The 19,147-nt window shown below is 58.9% G+C and carries 21 protein-coding genes; 14 read left to right on the forward strand and 7 right to left on the reverse strand.

Translation table 11 applies throughout. The features are described from left to right. The first annotated feature begins 9 nt into the window (after positions 1-9). From accC to I6G83_RS04620, 8 genes are all read left to right on the forward strand, one after another. On the forward strand, positions 10-1,353 hold the full coding sequence (accC, locus tag I6G83_RS04585; RefSeq protein WP_015962049.1) for an acetyl-CoA carboxylase biotin carboxylase subunit: 1,344 nt from the start codon (positions 10-12) through the stop codon (positions 1,351-1,353). Between the two features lie 201 nt (positions 1,354-1,554). Then, the gene (locus I6G83_RS04590; protein WP_054305560.1) at positions 1,555-1,797 is read left to right on the forward strand and encodes a YhdT family protein; all 243 of its coding nucleotides are present in this window, start codon (positions 1,555-1,557) and stop codon (positions 1,795-1,797) included. Further along, entirely contained in the window at positions 1,787-3,232 is a 1,446-nt protein-coding gene (panF, locus tag I6G83_RS04595; RefSeq protein ID WP_015962051.1) for a sodium/pantothenate symporter, read from the forward strand. Before I6G83_RS04590 ends, panF begins: the two co-directional genes overlap by 11 nt. Positions 3,233-3,243: 11 nt before the next feature. After that, a complete protein-coding gene (gene prmA, locus I6G83_RS04600; RefSeq protein WP_015962052.1) occupies positions 3,244-4,125 on the forward strand; it encodes a 50S ribosomal protein L11 methyltransferase in 882 nt (293 codons plus the stop codon). 501 nt (positions 4,126-4,626) lie between these two features. Further along, entirely contained in the window at positions 4,627-5,592 is a 966-nt protein-coding gene (gene dusB, locus I6G83_RS04605) for a tRNA dihydrouridine synthase DusB (RefSeq protein WP_015962053.1), read from the forward strand. Between the two features lie 19 nt (positions 5,593-5,611). Next, complete coding sequence (gene fis / locus I6G83_RS04610) at positions 5,612-5,908, forward strand: DNA-binding transcriptional regulator Fis (RefSeq protein ID WP_000462905.1); 297 nt, start codon at positions 5,612-5,614, stop codon at positions 5,906-5,908. A 551-nt stretch (positions 5,909-6,459) separates the two neighbouring features. Further along, positions 6,460-7,380, forward strand: coding sequence for a kdo(2)-lipid IV(A) palmitoleoyltransferase (gene lpxP, locus I6G83_RS04615; RefSeq protein ID WP_054305559.1), 921 nt, complete (start codon positions 6,460-6,462; stop codon positions 7,378-7,380). A 115-nt stretch (positions 7,381-7,495) separates the two neighbouring features. Then, a complete protein-coding gene (locus I6G83_RS04620) occupies positions 7,496-8,188 on the forward strand; it encodes a CTP synthase C-terminal region-related (seleno)protein (protein ID WP_054305558.1) in 693 nt (230 codons plus the stop codon). Positions 8,189-8,225: 37 nt separating this feature from the next. Here the strand turns inward: I6G83_RS04620 and I6G83_RS04625 are convergent, their stop codons facing one another. Both I6G83_RS04625 and I6G83_RS04630 read right to left on the reverse strand, forming a co-directional pair. Next, positions 8,226-8,915 carry an LrgB family protein gene (locus tag I6G83_RS04625; protein ID WP_015962055.1) on the reverse strand — a complete coding sequence of 230 codons (690 nt, stop codon included), beginning with the start codon at positions 8,913-8,915 and terminating at the stop codon, positions 8,226-8,228. After that, entirely contained in the window at positions 8,908-9,327 is a 420-nt protein-coding gene (locus tag I6G83_RS04630; RefSeq protein ID WP_015962056.1) for a CidA/LrgA family protein, read from the reverse strand. The genes I6G83_RS04625 and I6G83_RS04630 overlap by 8 nt, the downstream gene beginning before the upstream one ends. A gap of 138 nt (positions 9,328-9,465) precedes the next feature. On the opposite strand from I6G83_RS04630, the gene I6G83_RS04635 reads away from it, so the two are divergent. Further along, on the forward strand, positions 9,466-10,353 hold the full coding sequence (locus tag I6G83_RS04635) for a LysR family transcriptional regulator (protein ID WP_054305557.1): 888 nt from the start codon (positions 9,466-9,468) through the stop codon (positions 10,351-10,353). Positions 10,354-10,397: 44 nt separating this feature from the next. Here I6G83_RS04635 and I6G83_RS04640 read toward each other — a convergent pair whose 3' ends face one another. From I6G83_RS04640 to I6G83_RS04660, 5 genes are all read right to left on the reverse strand, one after another. Continuing rightward, positions 10,398-12,047: a Na+/H+ antiporter gene (locus tag I6G83_RS04640; protein ID WP_054305556.1), complete on the reverse strand. Its 1,650-nt coding sequence runs from the start codon at positions 12,045-12,047 to the stop codon at positions 10,398-10,400. A gap of 174 nt (positions 12,048-12,221) precedes the next feature. Then, positions 12,222-13,583, reverse strand: a complete 1,362-nt coding sequence (locus tag I6G83_RS04645) for an NCS2 family permease (RefSeq protein ID WP_054305555.1) — start codon at positions 13,581-13,583, stop codon at positions 12,222-12,224. A 310-nt stretch (positions 13,584-13,893) separates the two neighbouring features. Continuing rightward, positions 13,894-14,298: a VOC family protein gene (locus tag I6G83_RS04650; protein WP_015962060.1), complete on the reverse strand. Its 405-nt coding sequence runs from the start codon at positions 14,296-14,298 to the stop codon at positions 13,894-13,896. A gap of 46 nt (positions 14,299-14,344) precedes the next feature. Next, a complete protein-coding gene (locus I6G83_RS04655) occupies positions 14,345-15,013 on the reverse strand; it encodes a glutathione S-transferase family protein (protein ID WP_054305554.1) in 669 nt (222 codons plus the stop codon). After that, the gene (locus I6G83_RS04660; protein WP_015962062.1) at positions 15,010-15,453 is read right to left on the reverse strand and encodes a lipocalin-like domain-containing protein; all 444 of its coding nucleotides are present in this window, start codon (positions 15,451-15,453) and stop codon (positions 15,010-15,012) included. Before I6G83_RS04660 ends, I6G83_RS04655 begins: the two co-directional genes overlap by 4 nt. Positions 15,454-15,660: 207 nt before the next feature. On the opposite strand from I6G83_RS04660, the gene bhsA reads away from it, so the two are divergent. The 5 genes from bhsA (at position 15,661) to I6G83_RS04685 (ending at position 19,147) form a co-directional block, all read left to right on the forward strand. After that, positions 15,661-15,921 carry a multiple stress resistance protein BhsA gene (gene bhsA / locus I6G83_RS04665; protein ID WP_054305553.1) on the forward strand — a complete coding sequence of 87 codons (261 nt, stop codon included), beginning with the start codon at positions 15,661-15,663 and terminating at the stop codon, positions 15,919-15,921. Between the two features lie 403 nt (positions 15,922-16,324). Next, positions 16,325-17,275 carry an MBL fold metallo-hydrolase gene (locus tag I6G83_RS04670; protein WP_054305552.1) on the forward strand — a complete coding sequence of 317 codons (951 nt, stop codon included), beginning with the start codon at positions 16,325-16,327 and terminating at the stop codon, positions 17,273-17,275. Positions 17,276-17,278: 3 nt separating this feature from the next. Further along, positions 17,279-17,578 carry a hypothetical protein gene (locus I6G83_RS04675; protein WP_054305551.1) on the forward strand — a complete coding sequence of 100 codons (300 nt, stop codon included), beginning with the start codon at positions 17,279-17,281 and terminating at the stop codon, positions 17,576-17,578. Next, positions 17,566-18,384, forward strand: coding sequence for a DUF692 domain-containing protein (locus I6G83_RS04680; RefSeq protein WP_054305550.1), 819 nt, complete (start codon positions 17,566-17,568; stop codon positions 18,382-18,384). The genes I6G83_RS04675 and I6G83_RS04680 overlap by 13 nt, the downstream gene beginning before the upstream one ends. A 37-nt stretch (positions 18,385-18,421) precedes the next feature. Further along, entirely contained in the window at positions 18,422-19,147 is a 726-nt protein-coding gene (locus I6G83_RS04685) for an HvfC/BufC family peptide modification chaperone (protein WP_072186092.1), read from the forward strand.

The raw sequence follows: 19,147 nt of genomic DNA on the forward strand, positions 1-19,147 counted from the left end.
AGGCGCACCATGCTTGATAAAATTGTTATCGCCAACCGCGGCGAGATCGCGCTTCGTATCCTGCGTGCCTGTAAAGAACTGGGCATCAAGACCGTGGCCGTACACTCGGCGGCGGACCGCGATCTGAAACACGTACTGCTGGCCGACGAGACCGTGTGCATCGGTCCTGCGCCGTCAGTCAAAAGCTATCTGAACATCCCGGCGATCATCGCAGCGGCGGAGATCACCGGCGCGGTGGCCATTCACCCTGGCTACGGCTTCCTGTCGGAAAACGCCGACTTCGCCGAGCAGGTCGAGCGTTCCGGCTTTATCTTTATCGGCCCGAAAGCGGACACCATTCGCCTGATGGGCGACAAGGTTTCCGCCATCAACGCCATGAAGAAAGCCGGCGTGCCTTGCGTACCCGGCTCCGACGGCCCGCTGACCGAAGATATGGATAAGAACCGCGCCTTTGCCAAACGCATCGGCTACCCGGTGATTATCAAGGCGTCCGGCGGCGGCGGCGGCCGCGGCATGCGCGTTGTGCGCAGCGATAAAGAGCTGGAACAGTCCATCAACATGACGAAGGCGGAGGCCAAGGCGGCCTTCAACAACGACATGGTGTACATGGAAAAATACCTGGAAAACCCACGCCATATCGAGATCCAGGTATTGGCCGACGGTCAGGGCAACGCCATCTATCTGGCCGAGCGCGACTGCTCGATGCAGCGTCGTCACCAGAAAGTAGTGGAAGAAGCGCCGGCACCGGGCATCACGCCGGAACTGCGCCGCTATATCGGCGAGCGCTGCTCCAAAGCCTGTGTGGATATCGGCTACCGCGGTGCGGGTACCTTCGAGTTCCTGTTCGAAAACGGCGAGTTCTATTTCATTGAAATGAACACCCGTATTCAGGTGGAACACCCGGTTACCGAAATGATCACCGGCGTGGATCTGATCAAAGAGCAGCTGCGCATCGCTGCCGGTCAGCCGCTGTCGATCAAACAGGAAGAAGTGCGGGTTCAGGGCCACGCGGTAGAGTGCCGTATCAACGCCGAAGACCCGAACACCTTCCTGCCAAGCCCGGGCAAGATCACCCGCTTCCACGCGCCAGGCGGTTTCGGCGTGCGTTGGGAATCGCATATCTACGCCGGCTACAGCGTGCCGCCGTACTATGACTCCATGATTGGCAAGCTGATCACCTACGGTGAAAACCGTGACGTGGCGATTGCCCGCATGAAAAATGCGTTGGCTGAACTGATCATCGACGGGATTAAAACCAACGTTGAGCTGCAGCAAAAAATCATGAATGACGAAAACTTCCAGCATGGTGGCACCAACATCCACTATCTGGAGAAGAAGCTGGGCCTGCAGTAACGCGCGCTTTAGCCTCAGACGTCAGCCGATCAGGGCCGGTGATCCACCGGCCCTTTTCTTTTCGCGACTTAACCGCTTGGCAAACGCCGTGCTTGTCGTAAAATCCCCTTCCTCTGGTAAATCCATAGCCATAAACCTCTGTCGATGCATGTCACGCCGCCGCTATGCGCGCTACTGTCTGGACAAGAGGGGGAGAAACGGATGGAAAAACGCTTTATTCAGGCTCACCGTGAAGCGCGCTGGGCGCTGGGTCTGACCCTCTGCTACGTGCTGGCCTGGGCGCTGGCCGCCTACCTGCCGGACAGCCAAATCGGCGTCACCGGCCTGCCGCACTGGTTTGAAATGGCCTGCCTGCTGATCCCGCTGCTGTTTATTATCCTGTGCTGGCTGATGGTGCGCCTCATCTTCCGCGATATTCCGCTGGAGGACCACGATGCAAACTGAAGTGATCGTACCGCTGGTCGCCTATCTGCTGCTGGTGTTCGGCCTGTCGGTCTACGCCTATCGCCGCCGGCAGAGCGGCAATTTCCTCAGCGAGTATTTCCTCGGCAACCGCTCAATGGGCGGCTTTGTGCTGGCGATGACCCTGACCGCCACCTACATCAGCGCCAGTTCGTTTATCGGCGGCCCCGGCGCCGCCTACAAATACGGCCTCGGCTGGGTGCTGCTGGCGATGATCCAGCTGCCGGCGGTCTGGCTGTCGCTGGGCGTGCTCGGGAAAAAATTCGCTATCCTGGCGCGACGCTATAACGCCATCACCCTCAACGATATGCTGTTCGCCCGTTACCAAAGCCGCCTGCTGGTGTGGCTGGCCAGCCTGAGCCTGCTGGTGGCCTTCCTCGGCGCCATGACGGTGCAGTTTATCGGCGGCGCCCGCCTGCTGGAAACCGCAGCGGGCGTTCCGTACGACAGCGGCCTGCTGATTTTTGGCGTCAGTATCGCGCTGTACACCGCCTTCGGCGGCTTTCGCGCCAGCGTGCTCAATGACGCCATGCAGGGGCTGGTGATGCTGCTGGGCACCGCGCTGCTGCTGGCCGGCGTGATCCATGCCGCCGGCGGCCTGCACGCGGCCGTCGATAAACTGCAGCAGATCGACCCGGCGCTGGTATCGCCGCAGGGCGGCGAGCAGATCCTCAGCCTGCCCTTTATGGCGTCGTTCTGGATCCTGGTGTGCTTCGGCGTTATCGGCCTGCCGCACACCGCCGTGCGCTGCATCTCCTATAAGGACAGCAAGGCGGTGCACCGCGGCATCGTGCTCGGCACCATCGTCGTGGCGCTGCTGATGTTCGGCATGCACCTGGCCGGCGCGCTGGGTCGCGCCGTACTGCCGGATCTCAACGTGCCGGATCGGGTGATCCCGACGCTGATGGTCACCGTCTTGCCGCCGTACGCCGCCGGTATTTTCCTGGCCGCGCCGATGGCGGCCATTATGTCGACCATCAACGCGCAGCTGCTGCAGTCCTCCGCCACCATCATCAAGGATCTGTATCTTGGCGTCCGCCCGCAACAGCAGCAGAACGAGAAGATGATCAAACGCTTCTCCAGCCTGACCACGCTGGTGCTTGGGTTATTGGTGCTGCTGGCCGCCTGGCGGCCGCCGGAAATGATCATCTGGCTGAACCTGCTGGCCTTCGGCGGCCTGGAGGCGGTATTCCTGTGGCCGCTGGTGCTAGGCCTGTACTGGCAGCGCGCCAATGCGCAGGGCGCCCTTAGCTCAATGGCGGCAGGTGCGGTATGCTATACGCTATTAGCCAGCTTCAATCTGCAGCTCGCCGGCCTGCACCCCATCGTGCCCGCGCTGCTGATCAGCCTGCTGGCGTTTTATATCGGTAACCTGGTCGGCGAAAAACGCCGTCCGGCGTCATCTTTATCTTCCTAAAGAGAATTGTTATGCCTTGGATCCAACTAAAACTGAACACCACCGGCAGCCAGGCGGAAGCGCTGAGCGATGCGCTGGTTGAAAGCGGCGCGGTCTCGGTGACCTTTCAGGACACCCACGACAACCCGGTGTTCGAGCCGCTGCCCGGCGAAACCCTGCTGTGGGGCGACACCGACGTGATCGGCCTGTACGACGCGGAAACCGATATGGCCGAAGTGGTCGCCATGCTGGAGCAGCACCCGCTGCTGGGCGCCGGCTTCCGCCACAAAATCGAACAGTTGGAAGATAAGGACTGGGAGCGCGAATGGATGGATAACTTCCACCCGATGCGCTTCGGCGAGCGCCTGTGGATCTGCCCGAGCTGGCGCGACGTGCCCGACCCGGACGCGGTCAACGTGATGCTGGACCCGGGCCTGGCCTTCGGCACCGGCACGCACCCGACCACCTCGCTGTGCCTGCAGTGGCTGGACGGCCTCGACCTGGCCGGCAAAACCGTGATTGATTTCGGCTGCGGCTCCGGCATTCTGGCGATTGCCGCGCTGAAGCTCGGCGCAGCGCGCGCCATCGGCATCGATATCGACCCGCAGGCGATTCAGGCCAGCCGCGACAACGCGGAGCGCAACGGCGTCTCTGAGCGTCTGGAGCTGTATCTGCCGCAGGATCAGCCGGCCGGGCTGCAGGCTGACGTGGTGGTGGCCAATATTCTGGCCGGCCCGCTGCGCGAACTGGCGCCGCTGATTAGCTGCCTGCCGAAATCCGGCGGCGACCTCGGCCTGTCCGGCGTGCTGGCCACCCAGGCGGAAAGCGTGGCGGAAGCCTATCAGCCGCTGTTCGATCTGGACCCGGTCGCCGAACGGGAAGAGTGGTGCCGCATTACCGGCCGCCGCCGCTAACTGCGTCTGAAGACCCGCCGCCCGTCGGCGGGTTGGTATTGCCGCCAGGCATCGCCGCGACGCTGCCGTTATCTGCGCCTCACGCCGCCGTCAGCGGACGCTGACGCATTCAGGCACACATCCCCTCGCCTTTTTCCCGACGGCCTCGTCATGCCCGTTAGGCGCGTTATAATCGCTCACATATCCATCTGGTTGATTGATGGTTTTTCAGCCGAAAATCGCGATAATGCGCGCGCAAAGCGCGGTAACGCCAGCCGATCGCGATAAAAATACGTCTCATTTAGAGATAATATCCTGTTGCCTGACGATTATTTTCCTGAACATAAAATCAGCACAATCGGTCAAGTTATTGTTAATTCTATATAATATTTTTACACACCGCCGGGATGCGCATTTTAAGCGCCCGATCGCCGCAAATTGGTCAAAGTTTGGCCTTTCATCTCGGCGAAAAAATGCGTAATATACGCGCCCTTGCGGACACAGTACGGTCATTCTTTGTCTATGCGCATTGGACACCACCAGTTAACAAATTGCCTGATTGCGGCCCCGATGGCCGGTATTACAGATCGCCCATTCAGAACCTTGTGTCATGCAATGGGGGCTGGGATGGCTGTATCCGAAATGCTCTCCTCCAACCCGGAGGTGTGGCGGACGGATAAGTCGCGTCTGCGTATGGTTCATAGCGATGAACCTGGGATTCGCTCCGTGCAAATCGCCGGCAGCGTTCCGGATGATATGGCCGCCGCCGCGCAGATTAACGTCGCCGGCGGCGCACAGATCATCGACATCAATATGGGTTGCCCGGCTAAAAAGGTGAACCGGAAACTTGCAGGGTCTGCCTTGCTGCAGTACCCGGATCTGGTTAAACAGATCCTCCTGGCGGTAGTTAACGCCGTGGATGTGCCGGTGACGCTGAAAATCCGTACCGGCTGGGCGCCGGAACACCGTAACTGTGTAGAGATTGCCCAATTGGCCGAAGACTGTGGTATTCAGGCCCTGACGATTCATGGCCGAACCCGCGCCTGCCTGTTTAACGGCGACGCGGAATACGACAGCATTCGGGCAGTTAAGCAGAACGTTTCCATTCCGATTATTGCGAATGGGGATATTACTGACCCGCATAAAGCCAGAGCAGTGCTCGACTACACCGGGGCCGACGCCCTGATGATAGGCCGCGCTGCTCAGGGGAGACCCTGGATCTTCCGGGAAATCCAGCATTATCTGGACACAGGGGAGCTGCTGCCGCCGTTGCCGCTTGGCGAGGTGAAGCGCTTGTTGATCGGGCATATCCGGGAATTGCACGGCTTTTACGGCCAAGGCAAGGGATTCCGAATTGCTCGTAAGCACGTATCCTGGTATCTCCAGGAGCATGCCCCGAATGACCAGTTTCGGCGCACATTCAACGCCATAGAGGATGCCAGCGAACAGCTGGAGGCGTTGGAGGCATATTTCGAAAATCTAGCGTAAAAAAAGAGCTGACAGAACTATGTTCGAACAACGCGTAAATTCTGACGTACTGACCGTTTCTACCGTAAACTCACAGGATCAAGTGACTCAAAAGCCTCTGCGTGACTCGGTTAAACAAGCACTGAAGAACTATTTTGCTCAACTGAACGGTCAAGATGTGAATGACCTGTATGAGCTGGTACTGGCTGAAGTTGAACAGCCACTGTTGGACATGGTGATGCAATACACCCGTGGCAACCAGACCCGTGCAGCCCTGATGATGGGCATCAACCGCGGTACGCTGCGCAAGAAACTGAAAAAATACGGCATGAACTGATACTAGTCAGTTAACGTGTTGAAAAAAGGCGCTTTATCTCATTCGATAAGCGCCTTTTTCTTTGCCGGTAACCTTCATACCCATTATTTTCATGGCGCGCTCGCAATACGTGGAGCAGGCAGGCCGTGGAAAACGTCAACGCGTATTCTCCTCGTACGATGCCCACACCGTCTTCCGTTGCCATACCGACGCCCTTTATGCTGCTGTTAACACCTGGCGATACCATGGAAAACCCGCCGGCATACACGGAGAACGATCGCTCAGGCGACGCACGCAGAACGCCGGCTAAATAAGATTTTTCGCATCCCACTCCTCTGTTTACTGCCGTAGGGTATGGTACAATCTGCATTCCTAGAGCCCCTCAGATTGCCGCGGTCATGCCGTTTCCGACCGATGCGCAGCGCGATTCGCCCTTCGAATGTAAAGTTTTAGTCAATTCCAACGCCTGACTAAACGATAACCACAACTCAGTGTCTGAGTCATTGTATCGCTATTGAGTGGCTTCTTTATGCGTTACAGGTTTCTTACCCTTAATGCATAAATGAGTGACTATGAATCGTCCGCAAGAATTCCAACGCGCCCTGCTGCACCCCCGCTACTGGCTGACCTGGTTTGGCCTGGCGGTGCTGTTCCTGCTGGTGCAATTACCCTACCCGCTGCTGCATAAGCTCGGCGTATGGATGGGCCGTACCTCGATGCGCTTTTTGAAACGCCGCGTCACCATCACCCGCCGCAACCTGGAGCTGTGCTTCCCGGATATGGACGCCGCACAGCGCGAGCGCAAAGTGGTCAGCAATTTTGAATCCCTCGGCATGGGGCTGCTGGAAACCGGCATCGCCTGGTTCTGGCCGGATAAGCGCGTCAAACGCTGGTTTAACGTCTCCGGCATCAACCACCTGAAGATGGCGCAGCAGAACGGCCGCGGCGTGCTGGTGATTGGCGTGCACTTTATGTCGCTGGAGCTGGGCGGCCGGGCAATGGGCCTGTGCCAGCCGATGATGGCGATGTACCGCCCGCACAACAACAAGGCGATGGAGTGGGCGCAGACCAAAGGCCGTATGCGCTCCAACAAGGCGATGCTTGACCGCAAAAACCTGCGCGGCATGGTGCAGGCGCTGAAAGGCGGCGAAGCGGTATGGTTCGCCCCCGACCAGGATTACGGCCCGCGCGGCAGCGTGTTTGCGCCGCTGTTTGCCGTCGATCAGGCCGCCACCACCAGAGGCACCTTTATGCTGGCGCGCATGGCGCAGCCGGCGCTGGTGCCGGTAGTGCTGATTCGGCGTGAAAACGGCGCCGGCTACGACCTGCTGATCCAGCCGGCGCTGGAAGACTACCCGCTGACCGACGAAATGGCCGCCGCCGCCTATATGAACAAGGTGGTGGAAAAAGAGATTATGCGCGCGCCGGAGCAGTATATGTGGCTGCACCGCCGCTTTAAGACTCGCCCGGCCGGCGCGCCGTCGCTGTACTGAATTTAGCACCGGGGGCGGACGCCCCCGCCGGCAAAACGTGCGCATCTTCTGCGGCGCAGCAGACGAATTGTTAACTTTGCTCTAACATCTCTTTTTGCCCATACAGGAGAAAGTGATGAAACCCCAGGTTCGCATTGCACTGGTCGGCGATTATCGCCCCGAAGCCGTCGCCCACCAGGCCATTCCCACCGCGCTCACGCTTGCCGCTTCCCATCTTGATGTTGACGTCCAGTCCCGCTGGTTGCCCACCGAAACCATAACCGACAGCGCCGTGCTGCAAGAGTATGATGCGATCTGGGTAGTGCCCGGCAGCCCGTACCGCCATGACGACGGGGCGTTTACCGCCATCCGTTACGCCCGTGAGCATGACGTGCCCTTCCTTGGCTCCTGCGGCGGTTTTCAATACGCGGTGGTGGAGTACGCCCGCAACGTCATGGGCTGGCACGATGCCACCCACGCGGAGACCGACAGCACGGGACGGCAGGTGATCACCCCGCTGAGCTGCTCACTGGTGGAAAAAACCGGCACCGTGCTGCTGCAGCCGAACACCCGCATTGCGCAGGCGTACGGCAGCCTGGAAACCCATGAGGGCTACCACTGCAACTTTGGCGTTAACCCGGACTTTGTCAGCCAGCTGCAGCAGTTCCCGCTGCTCGTCAGCGCACACGATAGCGAAGGCGACGTCCGCGCCATCGAACTGCCAACGCACCGCTTCTACGCCGCCACGCTGTTCCAGTCTGAACGCGCCGCCCTGCGTAACGCGCTCTCGCCGCTGGTGGTCGAACTGATCGCTACCGCCCGCCGCTAAACGTACGGCGCCGGGTGCGCCCGGCGCCGTCGGCGTATTACCACATCCACAGACCAATCAGCGGCGCGGCCAGCACGGTAATGATGCCGGCCAGCATCATCACCAGGCTGGATACCACGCCCTCTTCCTGCCCCATCTCATAGGCGCGTGCGGTACCCGCGCCGTGCGACGACGCCCCCAGCCCGGCGCCCTTCGCCAGGCCGCTGCGCACCGACAGACGCAAAAACAGAATATCCCCCACCGCCATACCGAACACCCCGGTGATCACCACAAACAGCGCCACCAGATCCGGCTGGCCGCCCATCTGCTTGGCCGCCTCCAGCGCGAAAGGCGTGGTGATCGAACGCACCGCCAGGCTGCGCTGCACCTCTTCAGACAGCGTCAGCAGACGCGCCAGCCAGACCGAGCTGTACACCGCCACGCATACCGCCGTGATCACCCCAGCGCTGAGCGACAGCCAGTGACGGCGGATAATGTGCAGGTTCTCATACACCGGCACCGCAAAGGCGATGGTCGCCGGGCCGAGCAGCCACAGCAGCCAGTGGGTCTCCCCCAGATAGTCGCGGTAGGAAATATGCGTCACCACCAGCAGCAGCACCAGAATCATCGGCGTCAGCACCAGCGGCATCAGCAGCAGGCTGCGGCGACGGCGATAGAGCCGCTTATTGGCGAAGTAGAGCGCCAGCGTGGCGGCCAGACAGAGCAGGCTGAGGAGAAAATCATTCATGATGCTTACGCCGCTGCAGCCAGAGTTCGAAACGATAGACGCGGTCCACCACCAGTCCGGTGGCCCCCAGCGTCAGCATGGTGCTGACGGCAATCACCAGAAAAATCTTCCAGCCCTCCACCATCAGCAGCTGCGCATAGTTGACCACCGCCACCACCGCCGGCACGAAGAACAGCAGCATCTCCGCCAGCAGCCAGCGCGCGCCGGCCCGCACCCAGCTCAGCGGCAGCACGCGCAGCACAATCAACGCCAGCAGCATCAGCATGCCGACAATATTGGCGGGTAACGGTAAATGGAACTGCGCCACCAGCCGGTCGGCCAGCAAGAACAGCAGCGCGTACAACACAACCTGAACGGGAACCTGCAGGCGGGCCAGCAGGGATGGCGCAGCACGACGTAACGCCAGGGACATGGAGAGCGGCCTCAAGCAAAAAAATGACGGGTTACAGTATACGCAGCCGGGAAACCAGCCCTGAAATGAATTAAAATTATCAACTTCATGCCTTAAGGGAATAGTTTCCCGCCGGTATCGCCTATCGGAGAACGGATCGTGGATGTTCGTACCCTACGCTACTTTGTCGAAGTCGTGCGTCAGCAGAGCTTTACCCGCGCGGCGGAAAAACTGTTCGTCACCCAACCGACCATCAGCAAGATGCTGCGCCATCTGGAAGATGAGCTGGAATGCACCCTGCTGATCCGCGAGGGGCGCAAACTGCACCTGACGGACAGCGGCCAGGCGGTCTATCAGCGCGGCGTGGCGATCCTGGATGAGTTCCGCCAGCTGGAGGCCGAGCTGGAAGACATCAGCGCGGTGAGAAAAGGCGTGCTGCGGCTGGGCATCCCGCCGATGGTCGGCCGGCAAATCGCCGGTTTAATCCGCCACTTCCGCCACGCCTATCCCGGCATTGAGCTGCGCATCTCCGAGCTGGGCGGCCTGTCCGGCGAGCAGCGGGTGCTGGCGGGCGAGCTGGATCTGGCGATGACGGTCTACTCGCCCGATGCCGACCGGCCGCTGACCTTTCTGCCGCTGCTGACCCACCCGATGTGCGTCGTGGTGCCGCGCAATCAGTACTGGCAAGGACGCAGCTGCGTCAGCCTGGAGGAGCTGGCCGCCTGGCCGCTGCTGATCTATAACGAAGATTTCGCGCTGTACAAGATGCTGATGGCGGCCTTCCGCCGCGCCGAGCTGGAGCCGCGCATCGCGGTGCGCAGCGGCCAGTGGGACTTTCTGGCCTCAATGGTGCAGGCCGGCGTCGGCATCGCCGCCCTGCCGGAGCCGGTCTGTCAGTGGCTGGATAAGGAGAGCCTGATCTGGCTGCCGCTGGAACCGCTGATGGAGTGGAAGGTCGGGCTGATCTGGCGCCAGGACAGTTATCTGTCCCACAGCGCCCAGGCGTGGATCGCCTGCTGCCGCGACCACCTGTCGATGATGAAATAAAAAAGGGCTGAATTTCTTCAGCCCCTTACGGTTAATTCCTGCTCTTAGCCTTCGCGCTCCACCAGCAGCGCCTCCAGCAGGTCGAGATCGTGCAGCAGTTTCTGCAGCGTCTCATTGCTGATTTTCTGCGTCGCGCGCAGGTGATACAGCTCGCCGCGCTCGGCGCGCAGCGCCGTCAGACGGAAGCGTCGCTCCAGGTTTTCCAGCTCCAGCGCGTTCTCAATATCGTCTTTGCTGGCGACCCGGCGGCGCAGCATACCGACCACCCGCGAGCTGACCTCTTTCAGCACCTGCGGATCGATATTCTCCTCGGTATCCGCCGTCAGCCGCTCTTCCATTTTGTTGATGCTTTCGATCGCCACTTCCGCCGCCATCGCAATCGCCATCCGCTCTTCGCCCTTACTGACGCTCGGGTCCGCCACCTGCACGCCGCGCAACAGCAGCGGCAGCGCGATAACGCCGACAATCAGCGACAGCAGGATCACCCCGGCGGCGATAAACACCAGTTGATAACGCGCCGGGAAGGCGCTGCCGTCGCTGAGCAACAGCGGAATCGACAGCACGCCGGCCAGCGTAATCGCCCCGCGCACCCCGGCGAACGACGCCACCCACAGCTCACGCGTGGTGTAGTTGCCAAACTGCAGCGGGCGCTTTTTCAGCAGCCGCTTGCTGGCGCCCTTCATCAGCCACAGCCAGGTGAAGCGCAGCAGCAGCAGCGCGGCGTAGATAATCGCCACGTCGGCAAACAGATACCAGGTCTGAATCGTCGGGTCCAGCTCCGCCTGCAGAATCGAGGTTTCCAGGATCCCCGGCAGCTGCAGGCCCAACATAATGAACACCATGCCGTTAAATACGAACTCCAGCATCGCCCAGACGCTGTTGGCGCGCAGGCGCATCGCCAGCGGCGCATTGCGGATCACGCCGGACTGGCTGATGGTCATCCCCGCCGCGACCGCCGCCAGGATCCCCGATACGCCGATATGTTCGGCAATCAGGTAAGAGGCAAACGGCAGCAGCAGTAAGAAGACGATCTGCGTCGCCGGGTCGTCGCCGCTCCAGCGGCTCATCACGCGCAGCGACTTACTGTAGGTCCAGGTGACCGCCACGCCGGCCAGCAGGCCGCCGATCGCCACCTTGAGGAATTCCAGCGTCGCGCCGCCCACGGTGAACACCATGGTGCCCATCGCCACCGCGATGGCGAACTTGAGCGACACCAGGCCGGAGGCGTCGTTCATCAGCGCCTCGCCCTCCAGCACGCCCATAATCGGTTTCGGGATCCGCCCTTTACCGACGATGCCGGACAACGCCACGGCATCGGTCGGCGACAGCACCGCCGCCAGCGCAAACGCCGCCACCAGCGGAATGCCCGGCACCATCAGGTAGATCAGATAGCCGACGCCGACCACGGTGATCAGCACCAGCACCAGCGCCAGCCCGAGCACCTCACGGCCGTGGTGAATAAACTCGCGCATCGGCGTTTTCCAGCCGTCGGCAAACAGCAGCGGCGGGATAAACAGCACTAAAAACAGTTCCGGATCGAAGTCCACGTGCAGCCCGAAATGCGGCCAGGCCAACATCGCACCGATGGCGATTTGCATTAACGGGAGCGGCACCTGGAACGGCAACATACGCGTCACCACCCCGGACAGGGAGACCACCAGGATTAAAATGAGGATTGTAAAAAAGATTTCCATGCTTTCCTTAGACTCTACGGTTTCGACCTCAACGGCGTATTGCCAGAGTACGTGCCAAATAGTAGATCACTTTTTTTACGTCGGTGAAAGCTTGTTGTGCCTTTCAAAATGGCGAAATAGATTAAGGAGAGTAATCTGAAACCGGGGCGCGCCAAACGCGCCCCGGCAGAGGCGTCAGATGGCCCAGCCGCCGGCGTAAAACACCACCAGCGCCACCGCAATCACTACGGTGCCGATATTCAGCTTGCGCCATTCGCCGGAGAAGATCCGGCCGATCACCAGCGCGCTGAAGCCCAGCATAATGCCGGTGACGATATTGCAGGTCAGGACGATAAACACCGCGCACAACAGGCCGGACATCGCGTCGACAAAGTCGTCAAAATCCAGCTTGGTGACGTTGCTGAGCATCAGCAGGCCGACATACATCAGCGCCGGCGCCGTCGCATACACCGGCACCAGGTAGGAGAGCGGCGACAGGAACAGAATCAGCAGGAACAGCAGCCCCACCACGGTGGCGGTCAGGCCGGTTTTACCGCCGGCCGCGGTGCCCGCCGCCGATTCGATGTATACCGCCGCCGGCGCGGCGCCCACCAGCGCCGAGAAAATGCTGCTGACCGAGTCGGAAGTCAGCGCCTTGCCGCCGTTGACGATCTGGCCGTCTTTATCCAGCAGGTTCGCCTGCCCGGCGACCGCACGGATGGTGCCGGTGGCGTCAAACACCGCGGTCATCACCAGCGCCAGCACGCTCGGCAGCACCACCGGCTGCAGCGCGCCCATAATATCCAGGCTGAAAATCAGCGAGTTGCCCTGCTCATCGGCCAGGCTCGGCATGGCGAACAGCCCCTGATACTTCACCGCCGGGTCGAAAATCAGGCCGATAACGGAGATGGCGATAATCACCAGCAGAATGCCGCCCGGCACCCGCAGCTTCTCCAGGCCGAAAATCACCGCCAGCCCGAGCAGCGTCATCACCACCGGGAAGGAGGTAAAGGCGCCCAGCGCCACCGGCAGCCCGTCCAGCGGGTTTTTCACCACCAGGCCGACGCCGTTGGCGGCGATCAGCAGCAGGAACAGGCCGATACCGATGCCGGTGCCGTGCGCCACGCCCATCGGCAGGTTACGCAGGATCCAGGAGCGGATGCCGGTCACCGAGATCACGGTAAACAGCAGCCCCATCAGGCACACCGCCCCCAGCGCCACCGGAATGCTGATCTGCTGGCCCAGCACCAGACTAAAGGCGGTAAACGCCGTCAGCGAGATGGCGCAGCCGATCGCCATCGGCAGGTTGGCCCACAGCCCCATCAGCAGCGAGCCGAAGCCGGCCACCAGACAGGTGGCGACGAACACCGCGGTCGGCGGGAAGCCCGCCTTGCCCAGCATGCTCGGCACCACAATCACCGAATAGACCATCGCCAAAAAGGTGGTCAGGCCGGCCACCACTTCCTGCCGCACGCTGCTGCCGCGCTGCGAAATTTTAAAATAACCGTCAAGCCCGCCTTTTGTTGGTGCGGCGTTATTCGCTTGAGAATTCGACATGTTGCTGTCCCCTGTAATCACTGCTTGTCTGATGCAGAAAGTGTTTTACGTCCGCAGCCGACAGAACGGAATCGTTTCCGCCACGTTTGCTCCCAACGCCTTGCGCTGCGCGGCAGATAGCGGCCGCGCACAAGGCAAACGATTAACTCTCGGCGTGAGGTACGGGTGAATTTATAGTGTTTTTACTGAAGCAAACGATTATCCAGCCTTCTATACCGTCCGATCAACTAAAGATCGCGACAGAAAGGGTAAAAAGTCGTCGTTCCGACGCGATTAACCACAACGCCGCCGCATGCTGAGGCCCGGACATTCAGGCCGGCATGGCCTGCGGATCCATAAACATCAGCTCCCAGATATGGCCGTCCAGATCCTGGAAGCCGTGGCCGTACATAAAACCGTGGTCCTGCGGCTGGTTATAGGTATTGCCGCCGGCGGCGATCGCCTTGCGCACCAGTTCGTCCACCGCCGCGCGGCTGGGCCGCGACAGACAGAGCAGCACTTCGCTGGCGCGCTTCGCATCGCTAATCGGATTGGGGGTAAACATTTTGAATTTATCGTGGGTTAACAGCATCACATAGATGGTGTCGCTCACCACCATGCAGGCGGCGCTGTCGTCGGTAAACTGCTGGTTGAAGGCAAAGCCCAGCTGACCAAAAAAGGCCATGGAGGCGGGCAGATCGCTGACCGGCAAATTGACAAAGATTTGAGTCGTCATGGACCTTCTCCGAGAAACAGTGACCTATCGAGTATAGTCCAGACGGCTAGAGCAGCAGATGATAAGGGCCGCCCTGCTCCAGCGCACGCTGGTAAGCCGGGCGCTGATGAATGCGCCGCAGAAAATCGCGCAGCTGCGGGCAGCCGTCCAGCCCGCTGCGCGCGGCCATCGCCTCCAGCGGAAAGCTCATTTTGATATCGGCGGCGCTGAAGTCATGGCCGGCAAACCAGGGGTTGCTCCGCAGGTGTCGTTCCAGATAGTCGCGATGCACGGCGATCTGCTTATCGAGATAGTTGCGCTGCACTCCTTTACCGACGGCGCCGGCCACCTTGCGCAGCAGCAGCGGCACCGGCGGTTGCCCAAGGCGGCCAAACACCAGCTTCATCACCAGCAGCGGCATCAGCGAACCTTCCGCATAGTGCAGCCAGTAGCGGTACTGCTGACGCGCATGAAAATCGGTGGGGATAAACAGCCCCTGCGCATCATAGGCTTCCTGCAGATACTCGATGATTGCGCCGGACTCGGCCAGCGTCAAATCGCCGTCAACAATTACCGGCGATTTGCCCAGCGGGTGGATTTTCTTCAACGCCGGCGGCGCCAGCAGGCTCCCCGCCTCCCGCTGATAGCGCTGCACCTGATAAGGCACCGCCAGCTCTTCCAAAAACCATAAGATAGGCTGCGAGCGCGAGTTATTCAGGTGGTGAACGGTGATCATCCGGGCATCTCGATGCGTTGCCAGACCAGCTCGCCAATCTGTACGCCGTTACCGATTTGCAGCGGTGCGGTGCGCAGCGTCAGCCTATCGCCGGAAAAACTGTAAAAACGCACAAAGCGGGTGCCGACCCAGTTGGGAAACGAGCAGCCTTCAACCTGATGAATCACCCGCTGATCCGGCTCATCAATCTGGTAGCGGCCAAAATAACTGAGCATATTGGTAAACGCGACGCGTAGCTCCTGGTCGCTGCCCTGCGCCAGATCGTCCGCGGCAAAGCGCGGGCGCACCGCGCTATACAGCTGTGCCGCCATGGTGCCGTTGGCCTCGTAATTGATGCGCCCTATCACCTGCTCGCCGAGCGGGTAGCTTGGCGCACCCTCTTCGCTCTTGAATACCGAAGACACCAGTGACCAGCTGCCAACAAATGCATTTGTCGTCATCACTCATTCTCCACCCACTTACCTTGTTTAAATTTAAAGGTAGCGGTGAATGGTTTGCTGCGCCAGCCAGCCCCCACGCCGGAATATCAATTTATTTGACAGAGATACTCAAAACTCTCCGATTTTAACCTCAGACCCACCTGGTTAATATTTAACTCATCGAGACGCACCAGCGGCTCACATAAAAAATACTCTGAGGATTGCATCATGAAAAACATCAAAAAATTTGCTACCGCATTACTGCTGACCGGCGCTGCCTTCACCGCAACGGCAGCCGAACAACCTGTCGCCCAGCCAGCCGCCAACGCACAAAAAGTGGGTGTAATTTCCGTCAGCGGCGCCGCCAGCCTGAGCGCACTGGAAGACGCCCTGGCCAGTAAAGCCGCCGCGGCCGGCGCCAGCAGCTACCGCATCACCTCCGCCGGCGGCCAGAACAAACTGCACGGCACCGCAGAAATCTTTAACTAAGTAATCAGCCAAGCGACAAGAAACCAGAAGCCCCTGACGGGGCTTTTCTGCTGTTAGAAATATGTCAGACGCTAGTGTTCCCCAATCCCCCCGCATCAGGAAGGCCCGATAACGCCCTGCCCCCGACAATATCCAGCCCGTAGTGACAATCGCCACAAACGCCATGTAACGCTCGCCAACATAACTGCACGCAAGTAGCGGCCAGAAACCAGGACAAGAACGATGTTCAGCAGCATAGCTGAACGGCAAACGCCAGCGCATTCCCTTATCGATAAAAGTGGTAATAATCACGATAACAATGAGTTTAGCCGTGTTACGAGAATGATGTAATTTCGCAACTCATAGGTTAATCACAGACGGGATCCGGCCACGATCGTTAGTGGCCCAATGAAAGGTATCTACTATGGCAACAGGATTTAACAAGATCGCTCTGCTGACGCTTGCTCTGACATTAAACGCCAATGCGTCGGCCACCCCTCTTCAATGCGACGACAGGGGCTTTACGCTGCAAACTCTGGGGTCCGGTGGGCCGATCACCGACGATCAACGCGCATCCTCAGGCGAAGTCATCTGGATAAACGGTAAATCCGCCATTCTGATCGATGCCGGCGGCGGGGTCTTTTTACGTTTCGGCCAGTCAGGCGCACGGCTGGAAGATCTCAAGTTTATCGGCCTGACTCACTTTCACACCGATCACGTCTCCGATCTGGCAGCCATTCTAAAAGGCGGTTACTTCGTCAAGAACAAACAGGAGATCACGCTGGCCGGGCCGGAAAGCGGCGGTGCATTCCCCTCCATGACGCAATATTTTGCCGATTTGTTTAACAAAGAGGGCGGCGCCTACGCTTACCTCAATGGCTTATATAACGCGACGGATGGGCTGAAGATCGCCAGCCATGTCAAAGATATCAGTTACACCAGCGTGCAGCCGGTTCTCGTTTATCAAGATCAGGAGATGAAAATCACCGCGCTGGGTATACCTCACGGCGACGTGCCCTGTCTCGCATACCGCATCGAAACGGCGCAAGGCACGATTGTGATTTCTGCCGACCAGAACGGCAGCAATCGCGCCTTCATTCCTTTTGCCAAGGGCGCGGATATTTTAGTGATGCCGCTGGCTATTGATGAAAATGCCGATAAAGGCTCGAAATTTATGCACGCCGCGCCGGATGTGGTGGGGAAAGTTGCGGCTGAAATTAATCCCAAGGTGCTGGTGCTCAACCACTTTATGGGCAAAGGACTCCGCCTGAAGGATCAATCCGTCAATATTGTGAAACAGTACTACCACGGGCAGGTTTACACCAGCCGCGACCTCTCCTGTTTCCCGATTTCATTAGCCAATAATAAGGAATAAGCCATGAAAAAAGACATCGTCCTTTCCATTGTGGTGGGTTCAATCATGGCAGCCGGCATGACGGCCTACGCGTCAGCGGCAGACGCGCCGCAGCCTGCCAGCAAGGTTGAACACCAAGCGCCGACCAGCAGCGGTAAATGCGCCAGCGGCAAATGCGGTACTGAGAAGATCTACGGCCAGGCAAAACTGGAGCACGATCCTCAGGATCAATTGGTACGCGCGCGCGACGGCAAATGCGGGCCAAGCGGTCAGGGCTTTCAGACCAATGCCAGCAAGTGCATCAACGGCGTATGTGGCAAATAGCGAACAATCATGCCGGAATCGGGCTGCGCAGTGAGCACATTCCGGCATTGATCACGCAGCCCAAACGTCAGGATATCGACTTTCTTGAACTGGCACCTGATAACTGGATGAACCTCGGCGGGGCAAAAAAAGAGTATCTGGCGGATATCGCGAAAAAATATCCGCTGATTGCCCACGGCCTCAGTCTGTCAATCGGCGATGTCTGTCCGTTGAACAGCGCTTATATACATGATATTCGGCGTTTTCTGGACGAGTATCATATTGATATTTACAGCGACCACCTGTGTTTCTCACGGGATCGGCAAGGTTACCTTTATGACCTGCTGCCGGTACCCGGTTATGCCGACGCACTGCCGTACCTGGCGTCGCGTATTGAGCAAGTGCAGGATATGCTCGGCCGTCAATTGGTGCTGGAAAACGTTTCATCTTACCAGCGCTATCCGGACGAAATGCCAGAGGCGGAATTCTGGCTTGAGCTGCTGCATCGCAGCCGCTGCGGCATGCTGTTGGATATCAACAACGTCTATGTGAACGCCTTCAATCACGGCTTCGATGCCCTGGATTACATTCGCGCCATCCCATCGGCAGCGATTGTTTATTACCACATCGCCGGGCATCTGGAATATGAAGAATTCCGGCTCGACACCCACGGCATGCCGGTATTGGAGGAAGTGCTGCAATTGGCGCAACGGACGTTCGCCATTCATGGCGACCGCCCCTTGCTGCTGGAACGGGATAACAATGTACCACCGCTGGAGACGCTCTGCGCGGAATTAACACAAATCAGAGAGCACATCGCATCGTAAAAATACGGCGGGCTTAAATGCCTGACAAGGAACGAGCGTGACATCACAACATAGGGTACCGGCTTCACTGGCGGCGGCAGAGGCCGAATTTAGCGGCCAACTGCGTTCTCGCCATGCAAATACCTATTCAAAAGGCATGAGGCTTTACCGGAAAATTATTCGGGAGAACATTTATAGCGTCCTGCTGAATGTATTTCCTCTGTACTGCCGTCAGAAAAAAGATGAGGCGATAACAACGCTGATCGATGCTTTTCTTTATCAGCATCAGGCCAGCCAACCTGAATTTCATCAGATCGCGACGGAATTATTGCTGTTTATGCGCCAGCAACCAGAGTTCTCTGACGGGGAAATGGCGCTGATTGAATATGAATGGCTGATGTATGCCGTTGAAATTGATGACGCCCAGGTGCCGCACGGACAGAGGTTCAGTCCAAGCGCCAAATTGCTGCCTCGCTTGGTCGTCACGCTCAACCCGACGCTCAACATGGTGGCGTTGCCTTTTTGGTTAAATAAAAACGAGCCCTGTTACAGCAGAGAAATACCGCTGCACTATTACGCCATATATCGCAAGCGTGATAATGCGGTTTACCAAAAAAAACTCAATAACGCCGAGGTCCGGTTACTGGCCGAAATAAATGATGGTGAAACACACGCGACATTATTACAGGAGAAGTCGTCAAAATATCTACCAACCACCGCTTTTTACACCTGGCTGGACGCCAGCAATAACGACGAGCTGTTATCATTAACACTGAAGGGATAA

The organism is Serratia rubidaea (assembly GCF_016026735.1).
In the GTDB taxonomy this organism is placed as follows: Bacteria; Pseudomonadota; Gammaproteobacteria; order Enterobacterales; family Enterobacteriaceae; genus Serratia_B; species Serratia_B rubidaea.